Annotated in this window: 10 protein-coding genes; 5 read left to right on the forward strand and 5 right to left on the reverse strand. The window is 68.2% G+C overall.

Features of this window, described 5'->3' with window-relative positions; all coding sequences use genetic code 11:
* Positions 1-500: 500 nt before the first annotated feature.
* Entirely contained in the window at positions 501-1,640 is a 1,140-nt protein-coding gene (locus ABD714_RS20515; protein ID WP_344814321.1) for a sensor histidine kinase, read from the reverse strand.
* Complete coding sequence (locus ABD714_RS20520; protein ID WP_425562427.1) at positions 1,637-2,317, reverse strand: winged helix-turn-helix domain-containing protein; 681 nt, start codon at positions 2,315-2,317, stop codon at positions 1,637-1,639. The genes ABD714_RS20515 and ABD714_RS20520 overlap by 4 nt, the downstream gene beginning before the upstream one ends.
* Before the next feature lie 272 nt (positions 2,318-2,589).
* Between ABD714_RS20520 and ABD714_RS20525 the strand changes: the two genes are divergently transcribed.
* Genes ABD714_RS20525 through ABD714_RS20535 form a run of 3 tightly spaced genes read left to right on the forward strand, consistent with a single transcriptional unit; the run spans position 2,590 to position 4,843 of the window.
* Positions 2,590-2,841 carry an SHOCT domain-containing protein gene (locus ABD714_RS20525; protein ID WP_344814322.1) on the forward strand — a complete coding sequence of 84 codons (252 nt, stop codon included), beginning with the start codon at positions 2,590-2,592 and terminating at the stop codon, positions 2,839-2,841.
* A gap of 31 nt (positions 2,842-2,872) precedes the next feature.
* Positions 2,873-4,414, forward strand: a complete 1,542-nt coding sequence (locus ABD714_RS20530; protein ID WP_344814323.1) for a multicopper oxidase family protein — start codon at positions 2,873-2,875, stop codon at positions 4,412-4,414.
* A gap of 12 nt (positions 4,415-4,426) precedes the next feature.
* Complete coding sequence (locus ABD714_RS20535; RefSeq protein WP_344814324.1) at positions 4,427-4,843, forward strand: hypothetical protein; 417 nt, start codon at positions 4,427-4,429, stop codon at positions 4,841-4,843.
* 414 nt (positions 4,844-5,257) lie between these two features.
* Here the strand turns inward: ABD714_RS20535 and ABD714_RS20540 are convergent, their stop codons facing one another.
* Positions 5,258-5,407, reverse strand: coding sequence for a hypothetical protein (locus ABD714_RS20540; RefSeq protein ID WP_344814325.1), 150 nt, complete (start codon positions 5,405-5,407; stop codon positions 5,258-5,260).
* Between the two features lie 229 nt (positions 5,408-5,636).
* Here ABD714_RS20540 and ABD714_RS20545 point away from each other — a divergent pair, with 229 nt between their 5' ends.
* Both ABD714_RS20545 and ABD714_RS20550 read left to right on the forward strand, forming a co-directional pair.
* On the forward strand, positions 5,637-5,942 hold the full coding sequence (locus ABD714_RS20545; protein ID WP_344814326.1) for a metal-sensitive transcriptional regulator: 306 nt from the start codon (positions 5,637-5,639) through the stop codon (positions 5,940-5,942).
* Positions 5,943-6,500: 558 nt separating this feature from the next.
* Positions 6,501-9,224 (forward strand): heavy metal translocating P-type ATPase, encoded by a 2,724-nt coding sequence (locus ABD714_RS20550; RefSeq protein ID WP_344814327.1) that lies wholly within the window; start codon positions 6,501-6,503, stop codon positions 9,222-9,224.
* A 159-nt stretch (positions 9,225-9,383) separates the two neighbouring features.
* On the opposite strand, the gene ABD714_RS20555 is transcribed toward ABD714_RS20550, so the two are convergent.
* Complete coding sequence (locus tag ABD714_RS20555; protein WP_344814328.1) at positions 9,384-10,760, reverse strand: phenylacetate--CoA ligase family protein; 1,377 nt, start codon at positions 10,758-10,760, stop codon at positions 9,384-9,386.
* A gap of 558 nt (positions 10,761-11,318) precedes the next feature.
* Positions 11,319-12,008 (reverse strand): SCO family protein, encoded by a 690-nt coding sequence (locus ABD714_RS20560; protein ID WP_344814329.1) that lies wholly within the window; start codon positions 12,006-12,008, stop codon positions 11,319-11,321.

The raw sequence follows: 12,008 nt of genomic DNA on the forward strand, positions 1-12,008 counted from the left end.
CCAGTAACCGGGCCAACCCCAAACCAAGATCAACTACCCAAGCCAATCGGTGGATTGAGGCTAAAGCCCTGGCTCCATTGTGGTGCTCGACCGACGGCGAGCGGCTGGCACTCCGTCATCTGTGGAGCCTGTCGACTGGTAACGAGAGCTGGGTATAGTGCTGGAATCGGCACACGGCCCGTCCCCAACCTGGCCGACGTCGCTGGCGAACCATCCGCGGTAGCTGGTGGGGACATCCGGCCGGCCACGAGATACTTCGAAGTCCTCACCCACCTGATGGAGTCACCCGTCCCCGTCGCCACATGGCTGATCAATGGCAAGATCACCGTCATCCACCGTCGGGTGTAGCAGCGCTGGCCAGTGTCGCCGTGGATTTCCTCCGAAGGCCAGGCTGCCGTCGATGAGGAGCATCGCGTCCGGCGCCTCCTCGTGGCTGCGCATCTCAGATCCACGAACCAGGCCCAGGGACCAACCACCGTTGGCACAGGACAGCCCCGCTGCTATCGAGCGAGGGTCGGGAGGTGGATGGTGAAGGTGGCGCCGGTTCCGGGGCCGTCGCTGTCGGCGGAGATGCGGCCACCTTCTGCGTCGAGGAGGGCTTGGGCGATGGTCAGCCCGATGCCGCTCCCTGCCCGTGCCGTGGCCCGTGAGGCGTCGGCCCGGTAGAAACGTTCGAAGATGCGGGGGAGGTGCTCCGCGGCGATCCCTTCTCCGGAGTCGTGCACTGTGATCACCACCCATGGGTGTTGGAGGTACGCGCCGACGGTGACGGTGCCGCCGCTCGGGGTGTGCCGAAGAGCGTTGTCGAGCAGGTTGCTGAGGACCTGTCCCATGCGGTGGGGATCGGCCTGCACCGTGGCCTGCACTGTCGCCGTGTCGAGGAGGGTGACCTCTTTGGCGCGGTAGCTGTCGGCAGCGGCCAGAGTGGCCGCCTGGAGAAGCTTGTCGACCTCTAGCAGCTCGGGTCGGATTTCGAGGTTGCCTTCTTGGGCTTGGGAGACGGCGCTGATGTCCTGGGCGAGCCGCCCGAGGCGTCGGCTGCTGTCCTGCAGGATGGTCAGGGTGGGCGGGTCGAGCACGCGCACGCCATCCTCGATCGCTTCCAGGTGGGCGTCCAGGGTGGCCAGCGGGGTCCGCATCTCATGGGCCAGGTCGGCCAGCATGCGACGTCGGGTGATCTCGGTGTTGTCGAGCCGTTCGGCGAGCTGGCTGAGGCTTGTGGTGAGTTGCTCGAACTCGCGGCCAAGGCCGGGCCGGGGGACAGGTGCGGCGTAGCGGCCGGCCGCTATCTCGCCGCCGGCCTCGGCGACCGCACCGATCGCGCGCTGCATCCGTCGGCTGAAGTACCAGGTGACGGCCAGCGCCATGGCGGCGGCCGCCACGACCGCCACCGCCAGGGAGATCAGCAGCGCTGAGGCGAACGCGTCTTCGACATGCGTCATCTCTGCGGGAAGCGGGGCGACGCCGGCACGACGGAGATGCTCGTAGAAGATGCTGGGCGCGACGGCGGCGGCCACCAGCCAGGTGGTCAAGGCCCCGGCCACCAGGACGAGGCTCTGCGCGATCAGAAGCCGGGTCGCGAAGCCAGGGCCCGATCCCGGGCGGCGTGGGCCGAGAGGCCCGGAGCGGGTGGTGCTCATGCGCCGGTGCCCATCCGGTAGCCGACGCCGCGGACGGTACGCACGAACGTGGATTCGGCTGCGTCATCGGCGAGCTTGCGCCGCAGGTGCCCGATGTGGACATCCACCAGGTGCTCGTCGCTAACCCATTCGGCCCCCCAGACAGCGTCGATCAGCTGCCGGCGGCTGAACACCATCCCCGGTCGCTGAGACAACACAGCCAGCAAGTCGAACTCGGTGCGAGTCAGCGGCACCGGCACACCATCCACCCAGACCTCACGACCAACAGCGTCGATGGTCAACGGCCCAAACGATCGCAGGTCCGACTCTCCGGCCGGTCCGTGAGGCCGGGTTCGTGGTCGGCGCAACATGGCAGTGACCCGGGCCATCAGCTCCCGGGGGCTGAACGGCTTGCTCATGTAGTCGTCAGCTCCCACCGACAGCCCGATCAGCATGTCCACCTCCTCACTGCGGGCCGTCAGGATCACCACGTAGGCGTCGGTGAACGTCCGGATCTCACGGCACACCTCAATCCCGTCCAACCCGGGCAGACCCAGGTCGAGCACGACGACGTCGGGGTCGACCTCACGGGCCGTGGCGACGGCAACCAGACCATCGTGGACCACATGCACGTCGAAGCCGCCCCGCTGAAGGTAGCTGCCCAGCAGCGACGCGAGCGGAATCTCGTCCTCGACCACCAGGGCCCGTAACCCCGACGGGGGCCGACTCGGCGGATCCGTGCGCGCCCGGTCCGGTCCTGATCGATCGGCGGCGGGCGGCATGTCCCCATCGTGACAGGACGGCTGCCGCCGCCGGTGAGCCTGTTTCGCCGGGGCCCGGTTCTTCACGAAACCTTGACCGAACCATCACCCTTACCCCCTGGTCGCGGTGACACGTTGAGATCAGCAACAAATCACACGAGGAACGCTGAAGGAGTTGAGTGGCGATGTGGGGCCACGGTTGGAACGGCATGGGTTGGAACGGTATGGGCTGGGGTGCGATGGGCTGGGGCGGCTGGATCATGATGATCTTGATCGTGCTCACTGTCTGGGCTGTGGTCGCAGTGGCGGGGATCGCCATTTTCCGTGGGCTGAGCGCCCGCGGGGGCAACGCCTCGCCGCCGGGAGACGCCGGTCGGCTGCTCGACGAGCGGTTCGCCCGCGGTGAGATCGACAGCGACGAGTACACGGCACGACGCGAAGCGCTGCGAGCGGCACGTTGAGCATCGAACGAGTTCGCGTACGGAGCGTCAGATGTCAACGATCTCCCGCCGACGGCTGATCGTCGGCGCGGCCGGGGTGGCCGGCGGGCTCGCTGCCGGCGGGTTGGTCGGCTGCAGCCCGGCCGGGCAGCTGGTTGCTCCCGGATCCGACGCCGTCCACCGCGCCGACGCCGTCCGCCGCGCCGACGCCGCCCGCCGGGCCGACGGCCAGCGCATCGTTACGGCGCAGCTGACACCCCAGCCGACAACGCTGGATCTCGGCAATCGAACGGTGTCGACCTGGTCCTACGGCAACGCCCTGCCCGGCCCACTGATCCGCGCCACCGCCGGCGACCTTCTCCGGGTGGAGGTGGCGAATCTCCTGGACACGTCGACGAGCGTCCACTGGCACGGGCTGGCGCTGCGCAACGACATGGACGGCGTGCCCGGTCTCACACAGGACCCGATCGCCGCAGGCGGCTCCTTCACCTACGAGTTCACCGCCCCGGACCCGGGCACGTACTTCTATCACCCGCATTCAGGGCTGCAGCTCGACCGCGGCCTGTACGGGGCGTTGATCATCGACGACCCGGCCGAGCCCGGTGCCTACGACACGGAATGGGTCCTCGTGCTGGACGACTGGGTCGACGGCACCGGCCGCACCCCCGACCAAATCCTCACCGACCTGATGGCCGACCCCGGGCGATCCGGACGCCACGGCATGGGCGACGGCTCCATGGGCGGCATGGGCATGGGCGGTATGGGCATGGGCGGTATGGGCACGGGTGGCATGCGGTCGGGGTTGCTCGGTGGAGCCGGCGATGTCGACTACCCGCACTATGTGATCAACGGCAAGACCCCGGCGGCGCCGTCAACGCTCACGGCGAAACCGGGGCAGCGGGTACGGCTGCGGATCATCAACGCCGGCACCGACACCGCGTTCCGGGTCGCTCTCGGCGGCCACCGCCTCACCGTCACCCACAGCGACGGCTTCCCCGTCCAACACCAAGAAGGCGACGCCGTGCTGATCGGGATGGGCGAGCGGTACGACGTGACGGTCACCCTGCGGGACGGCGTCTTTCCCCTGGTCGCGTCGGCAGAAGGCAAGCACGGGCAGGGGCTGGCCGTTGTCCGCACCGCTTCAGGCCCCATTCCGCCAGCGACCGCCCACCCCGTCGAGCTTGACGGCCAGGTCGTTCTCGGGACTGAGCTGGTCGCGTCAGAGGAGACCCGGCTGACCGACAAGCCGGTGGGACGGACCCACGACCTGGTGCTGACCGGATCGATGGCGCCCTACCGCTGGTTGCTCAACGGCAAGGCGTTCCCCGATGCCGATCCGCTGGTGGTGGGGGAGGGGGAACGGGTCCGGCTCCGGTTCCAGAACATGTCCATGATGTTCCACCCGATGCACCTGCACGGTCACACCTTCGGACTCCTCGGACCCGGTGTGCGCAAGGACACTGTCATCGTCAGACCCATGGAGACCATCGAGGTCGACCTCGATGCCAACAACCCGGGACAGTGGGCAGCGCACTGCCACAACCTGTACCACGCCGAGGCCGGCATGATGACCACCCTGGCCTACCGCCACTAGCCGAAGATCTCGATGACCCCCGCTCAGCACACACCCACCAGCACCGGCGCGGCCGCCGGTCGGCGCGGCTCCCTGGCCACGGCCTGGCAAGCGACGTCAGCCACGTTCGGTGCCCTGTTGGGGTTGGTGCCGCACGTCCTCCATCATGTCGGGATCCTGATCGGGGCTGCGCTGCTGACCGGTGTCGGCGGGAACCTGCTCCTCGGACTCCTCGGACTGCTGTTGTCCGTTCCGCTGCTGCGACGGCTGTACCGTCGATTCCGCACCTGGAAAGCACCCGCGATCGCTCTCGTGATCTTCGTGATCATGTACGCCCTCTCGGCCTTCGTCATCGGTCCAGCCATCTCCAGTGACCCATCGCCGACCCCGGCACCCGCCGCAAGCCCGGCACCGACCCCGACCGGCCACAGCACCCATCACGGCGGCTGAGCAACGCGGGTAGGCAGCGGCAGGTGATGGTGCAACAGTCGGAGGGGGCCATGGTCCTCTCCCCGCGCGCCTCGATGGCCCCACGTTGTACCCCCAGGGGGTTAGGACTTTGGCCTCTACTGAAGGCGGCACAGGAAAGCACATGATGGTTCCAGAGGTCAACCACGGCACTCCACGACAGACAGCCGGATCCTCAAGCCAGTCAGGGAGGAAGGCGCATGAGAAGCAGAACCGACGAGGGTCAGCATGGGCTCGCCGCAGAGGAACGCCGGGATCATCGTCGATCTCACGGTCTCCGCGCCTGCCGCGCCGCTGCCGCTACGTCCACCCCAAGTCTTTCCCAATCTCGGCGGAGGCAGTCATCATGAGCACACTGCGACCTTCACATCGGCCATCTGATCACCTCCCTGCTGATCAGCAACCGCCCCGCCGGAGACCGTCCAGATCGCACCACTGGATGATGCTGGCCTGCTGCCTTCCGATGGTCGTCATCGCCATCGCGCTGTTGGCGACCGGGACGGCCAGCCCGGGATTCTTACTGGTCGCCGTCGTCTGCACGGTCATGATGGCTCTGATGATGCGAGGCATGGACCATGCCGGTCACCGCTGACCGCAGGCTAGTCGAAGGGCCGCGGCGCCGCCGGGACCAGCCGCCCAGCGATACAGATGCCGGACATGCTGAACCGGTGGCACGCCGGAGCGACTTGCCGAGGCGGACCGACACCGGCAGCCAGTCGAACAGCCTCCCCAGCTCCGGGTACCTTGTGGTCAACGAACAGCCTGGAGACCAACCATGAACGACCAGCCGACCAGCACCACGCACGCCTACATCGCCAACAAAGACGGCTACCTGAAGCGGCTCCGCCGGATCGAGGGTCAAGCCCGCGGCCTGCAGCGCATGGTCGAAGAAGATCAATACTGCATCGACATCTTGACCCAGGTGTCAGCCATCACCAAGGCCCTCCAGGCCGTCTCGCTGCAACTGCTGGACGACCACCTCCGACACTGCATGCTGCACGCCGCAGACACCGGCGGCCTCGAAGCGCAGCAGAAGATCGAGGAAGCCTCCGCCGCGATCGCCAGGCTCGTCCGTTCCTGACGCTCCAGGCAATCCACCCCCATCGCGCCCCGCCCACGTTCGCGTCCACGCGCAGCGATCCGTGGCGGTGCCGGCGATGGCCTTCGCCGCTCACGATGCTGCTGGTGTTGAGTGGTGCCCGGCGGGTCAGCAGCTGTCCACCGCAGGCACTGCCTAACGGTGGATGCGGCACGACTCGACGGGCGTCGTCCACGTGCTCTCCTCCTGGCCCAGGGCCAGGAGGACCGCCCAGCCGACTCGGCGAAAGGTGCGCCGGGTCCTGAACGGTAGGGCTCCTCGGGTGGAGCGTCGTCGCAAGGGGAGGCCCCTGCACCCGCCGGACCGAGACACCTCGTGCTCCCGTCGGTCATGGACGACTTCCAGGTGACGCGCTCACCGTCGACAGCCCACTCCACTCGATCCGTGTTGGTCGGTCACGGCAGTTGCCGAGCGTCGCCGGCGACGGATCTAGCCGCTCCTCTGCCGGCCCGGTTCGGCGATCCCGCGGCCAGGCCTTTGGTCCCTACCCTGGAGGGGTATGGCGTGCGACGCTGGAGGCACCACATTCCAGGGAGCATCATGAGTGTCATCGACATCACCGTCCTCGTAGTCGCTGTGGGGGCGATTGCCGGTCTCGGCTGGTACTTCTTCGCCCCGCGCCGGGGCCGGACCGCCGAGCTGGCGGGTGGAGTTCAGACGATCGGGGTGACGGTCCAGGGCGGGTACAGCCCCGACATCATCCACGCCCGCCAGGGGGTGCCGTTGGAGATCGTGTTCGACCGACGTGAGTCCGGAGAGTGCACCAACAGGGTCGTGTTCGCCGACCTGGGCGTCAGCGCCGGGCTGCCGGCCCACAGCACGACAGCGGTGCGGCTGCGGCCCGACCGGGCCGGCACGTTCGGGTTCGCGTGCGGGATGAACATGATCCACGGCACCCTGATCGTCGACCCAGCCGACACCGCCGACCCCCCTGACGGGACAACCGTGGGGACGGGGGGGACGGTCGCCCCCCAACTTGCGGAGCGCGGCGGCAGCGCGGCCGAAGCCGAAGCGGCGGACATGGCGGAACGGCGGGCGGAGATCGCCGATCTGGCCCGGCGGGTGATCGTCGGCGCGGTGTTGACCGCGCCCGTGCTGTTCGCGGTGATGGCCCACGAAGTCTTCGGCGCCACCTGGGTGCCGGCTGTGCTGCTGAATCATTGGGTGCAGCTGGCGTTGATCACGCCGGTGATGCTGTACACGGGGTGGCCGATCCATCGGATCGGCTGGCTGGCCCTGGTGCACCGGTCGGCGGAGATGAACTCGCTGATCACGTTGGGCACCACCGCCGCCTACGGTTACAGCCTGCTGGTGACGCTCGCGCCGGGTCTGCTGCCGGCCGAGGTCCGCGACGTGTACTTCGAAGCCGTCGGGGTGATCATCACCCTGATCTTGTTCGGTCGGCTGCTCGAGGCCCGCGCCAAAGCCGGCACCGGGGAAGCGATCCGGGCCCTGCTCGGGTTGCAGGCCCGGACCGCCCGGGTGGTCCGTGACGGGGTGGAAACCGAGGTTCCCGTCGAGGAGGTGGCCGTCGGTGACGAGGTGATCATCCGGCCCGGTGAAAAGATCCCCGTCGACGCTACTGTCATCACCGGCAGGTCGGCGGTGGACGAGTCGATGATCACCGGCGAACCGATCCCGACCACCAAACGCGACGGTGACACCGTCATCGGCGCCACCCTGAACACGACCGGCTCCCTACGGGTCCGGGCGGCGAAGGTGGGCGCGGACACGACACTGGCGCAGATCATCCGCCTGGTGCAGCAGGCCCAATCCTCCAAGGCGCCGATCCAGCGGCTCGCCGACACCATCTCCGGCTACTTCGTGCCGGTGGTGATCGCCATCGCGATCGTGACCTTCACCCTCTGGTTCCTCCTCGGGCCGTCCCCCGCGTTCACCCTCGCGCTGGTCTCAGCGGTGGCGGTGCTGATCATCGCCTGCCCGTGCGCGCTGGGATTGGCCACCCCGCTGTCGATCATGGTGGCGACCGGGAAGGGGGCGCAGGCCGGGGTGTTGATCCGGTCCGCGGAGGCACTGGAGACCGCCCACAAGCTCGACACCATCGTGGTGGACAAGACCGGCACCGTCACCGCCGGCACCCCGGCGCTGACCGACGTTCAGCCACTGAACGGGTTCGACGAAGAGACTCTGCTGGTGTTGGTCGCCGCGGCGGAGCAGGACAGCGAACATCCCCTCGCCACCGCCATCGCCGCGGCCGCCCGCCAGCGCGGACTGAACGCCCTACCGGTCAGCGGATTCACCACGATCACCGGGAAAGGGCTGCAGGCCACCGTCGACGGGCGGGAGGTGCTGGTCGGCAACGCGCGGCTGCTAGCCGATGCTGGGCTGGACACCAGTGCCGCCGAGGAGGTGGCCGGGCGTTACGCCGCCGACGGCAAAACCCCCATCCTCGTCGCCGTCGACCGACATACCGCCGGTGTTCTCGCCGTCGCCGACACCATCAAACCCGACTCGGCGCCGGCCCTCGCCGCGCTGCACGCCCTCGGTCTGGCCACGGTGATGATCACCGGCGACAACCGGAGGACCGCCGCCGCGATCGCCGGCCAGGTCGGCATCGAGACCGTGCTCGCCGAGGTGCTGCCGCAGGACAAGGCCAGCGAAGTCCAGCGGCTCCAAGCTGGCGGTGCGCGGGTCGGCATGGTCGGTGACGGCATCAACGACGCCCCGGCGCTTGCCCAGGCCGATATCGGGTTGGCTATTGGTACCGGCACGGATGTGGCGATCGAGGCCGCCGACATCACCTTGATCTCCGGGTCGTTGACCGGTGTCTCGACCGCGATCAGCCTGTCGCGGGCGACCATGAGAAACATCCGCCAGAATCTGTTCTTCGCGCTGGTCTACAACGCGGTCGGCATCCCGATCGCCGCCGGACTGCTCTACCCACTGTTTGGGATCCGGCTCTCGCCGGTCATCGCCGCCGCCGCCATGGCCTTGTCGTCTCTGTCGGTGGTGGCCAACGCCAACCGGCTACGCCGCTGGCATCCAGCCCACCCGCCAACCCAGCCACCTGCGCCGGTGACACCGGAGGTCCGGCTGGGCGCGATCCACGACACCGCCACCGCCCCGCATGACGCCGACCTAGAGGCCGCCGGCACCGTCGACCCCGTCTGCGGAATGACGATCAGCCCCAAGACAGCTGCCGCCACCCGCAGCATCGACGACGTGACCTACTACTTCTGCTCAGATCACTGTGCCGCCACCTTCGACAACGACCCCGCCCGCTACACCACCACCACGACGTAGGGTAGCCGGCTGCCGGCACGCAGCTCGCTGCCGGGAATGGTTGGTTCGGACCGGCCGGCCTCATACACGCGGTCGCCGGTCCGGTCGTCGTGTTGCCGGCCGCTAGGTTGGCACCGCGGACGCCCAACGCGACTGTCGGCCACACGGTGCCGCAGTGTCCTACGCTCCGGTGCCGTTACGGCGGCAGGGGGTCCGGCGGGAGGCGACCACGAGGGGGCGCTTGCCAGCGGCACCGGAGGGGATGACGGCGACGACCGAAACCGTCAGATGAGGGGGCGACGCGCCGGCCGCGATCAGGGCCGCCCGGACCGTGTGTTCGGTTGCTGCCTGATCGAAACCGGGGCCCGGTGACGCCACGAGGATGCGCAGCCCCGAGCGGTGTTGGCGGACCTGCCATCCCGCGGCATCGATCAGGTCAAGGGTCTGGTGAAAGATGACCGGATGCACCCTAACGAGACCACCGGTCCGCGCCGGAAGCGACAGGGTATCGTCGGTGCGGCCCTCGACGGCCTCAATGAGGCGGAACGGCAGACCGCACGGACAGATCGCGGTAGAAATTCTGATCCGGTCGGTCAACTCGTAGCGAATCAGCGGCAGCGTGCGGCTGAACAGCACCGTGACGAGGAGCCGGTCTCCGGGCAGCCCATCTGGGACTGGCCGGTACTCCTCGTCGACAACTTCGGGGACGAGAAGATCCTCGAACAAGTGCATGCCCTGATGCAGGCTGCACTCAGCGGCGATCCCACCGGTCTCGGTAGCGGCATAGACATTGAATGGCGGCACACGCCAGGCCTGTGTCGCCATCATCCGAGCTTCGGGGGTAAGGACCTCAGAGGACGAGTTGACCGCCCGCGGCGAGATACCGAGCCGGCCGGCCAGCTGCTCGGCGGCGAGGGCCCGGATCATCGACGCATACGAAACGAGGACCTCAGGTTGTAGCTCGTTGAGTCCCGCAACGATCTCCGACAGCGACGAGGCGGCGTCGAACCGCTCACTGAACATCAACGGTCCACGCACCGTTGCCGCCACTCGGGCGGACTGGTGCCAGGCCTTGGTCGAGCTCACCACGGCCATCCTGACGCGATGACGCAAACCGACCGAGATCCCGGCCCACTGATTCGCGCGGCCGTAGGAGGCGATCACCGTGGCCCATTCGTGGGCGTTGCTGGCGATGACACTGCGGCGGCCCGAACTTCCCGAGGTGGCCGAAACCCAATACCGGTCTAGGAACCGGTGATCATCGGTCAACGCGTCGAGGTAGCGTTCCAGTTCCGCAATCCGCACCGCCGGCTCGGTGCTGATCCGGTCGAAGTTGTTCATCAGGGTGGCCTTGCTGAGAACGGGCAGCTGAGCCAAAGGAGCTCGTTCCAGACCTCGGTGAAATGTGCGATAGAACGGCGAGCGGCTGCCAGCGAACCCCCGCAACGTCTGCAGTTTGGCCAGCTGGTGGCTGGCGACCCGGGTCGCCGGCCAGCGCTCGTGGCCACGAAGGCGTCGTCGGAGCCCAAGGATCCGGCTAAGCGTCGCGATGTCCACCCGCAGCTCCTTCATGTTGGCTCAGCAAACGATCAGACCACCAACTCCGCACACAATCCTCTCTCGCTGGTGCGTCTTGTGGGAGGATGTCGTCGGCCAACGCGACGTGCTTCCAATAGTCGCGGTGACCACCCACGTCGGCGGGAATCCGGCATAGGGCAGGAATCCCTCTCCGAGATGGCTCGCCAGTTCCGCGCCTCGATCGTCAAGCCAGCGTTCCTCGATGGTCAGAGTGAAGCCCGCCGGACGAAGGACCGGGCGATCTTGGTCCCGTCGATCTGGCAGGACGTCCGCGATCCTCGACCAGCCGCCGCGGGTCCAGCCGAATCCTGGGCCCAGATCAGGGCTGCCGACCGGCGCCCTCGCCGGTCACGGGTGAGGCCCGGCGGATGAAGCTGGCCTGTTCGGCGCCGCCGGAGGGCTACTGGCGGGGTGTGGCCGGTATCCGGCTATCGGAGCCGACGCCTGTGGCTTCTTGTACGGGCGACAATGGGTGACCTGGAAGGGTGTCCGAGGTCGTGCGCCTCTGCCGTGTTGCTGCACCGATCGGCTTCTATCTCAGGTGGTGAGGAGGCGTCGGAGGTCGTCGGCGTACTGCTGGGGGGTGGTCCCACCGGTGTACAGGAGGGTGGTGTCGCCGGGTCCGAAGACGTACACCGACCCGGCATGGTCGACCTGGTAGTCCTCACCGGCTGCCTCCTGACTGTGGTGGCCGGCGGGCTGAGGAGGAGTGGGTGGTCCCGGGCTGCTTTCGGGCAGGTACAGCGACCGTTCCGCCCGGTGCACTACCTCTGCCGGCCCGCGCAGGCCGATGAAGTCGGGGTCGAAACGTCTCAGCCACTGCTGCAGCGCGGCGGGTGTGTCCCGGCCGGGGTCGACGGTGACGAACCAGACGACCACCCGGTCGGCCAGGGCGGGAGGCAGGAGGCGGCGGGCAACGGCCAGGTCCGCCATCGTGGTTGGACACACGTCGTCACAGTGGGTGAACCCGAAGTAGAGCACCGTGGCCTTGTCCGGGTCGAGTCGGGAGAGGTCCACGGCACCGCCTCGGGTGTCGCGGAGCACCACCCGGGGAGGGCGCAGCGGAGGATCGACCAGGCTGCCGTGGAACCCGTCGTCGACGACGTCGACGATCGCCGGCGGCTCGTCGCGGGTCGGCGGTGCCGTGCCTCCGCCACAGCTGGCCAGTGCTGCGGCGACCAGTACCGCAGCGACGGTACGGGCGGTCAGCGACCAGGCCTTGAGCAT

Source organism: Microlunatus aurantiacus (genome assembly GCF_039536605.1).
Classification (GTDB): domain Bacteria; phylum Actinomycetota; class Actinomycetes; order Propionibacteriales; family Propionibacteriaceae; genus Microlunatus; species Microlunatus aurantiacus.

Bases quoted from the DNA above. Each gene is read 5' to 3' on its own strand.
- ABD714_RS20515 (WP_344814321.1), bottom strand. From the start codon at position 1,640: ATGAGCACCACCCGCTCCGGGCCTCTCGGCCCACGCCGCCCGGGATCG.
- ABD714_RS20525 (WP_344814322.1), top strand. From the start codon at position 2,590: ATGGGTTGGAACGGTATGGGCTGGGGTGCGATGGGCTGGGGCGGCTGG.
- ABD714_RS20530 (WP_344814323.1), top strand. From the start codon at position 2,873: ATGTCAACGATCTCCCGCCGACGGCTGATCGTCGGCGCGGCCGGGGTG.
- ABD714_RS20535 (WP_344814324.1), top strand. From the start codon at position 4,427: ATGACCCCCGCTCAGCACACACCCACCAGCACCGGCGCGGCCGCCGGT.
- ABD714_RS20540 (WP_344814325.1), bottom strand. From the start codon at position 5,407: ATGACCGTGCAGACGACGGCGACCAGTAAGAATCCCGGGCTGGCCGTC.
- ABD714_RS20545 (WP_344814326.1), top strand. From the start codon at position 5,637: ATGAACGACCAGCCGACCAGCACCACGCACGCCTACATCGCCAACAAA.
- ABD714_RS20550 (WP_344814327.1), top strand. From the start codon at position 6,501: ATGAGTGTCATCGACATCACCGTCCTCGTAGTCGCTGTGGGGGCGATT.
- ABD714_RS20560 (WP_344814329.1), bottom strand. From the start codon at position 12,008: ATGCTCAAGGCCTGGTCGCTGACCGCCCGTACCGTCGCTGCGGTACTG.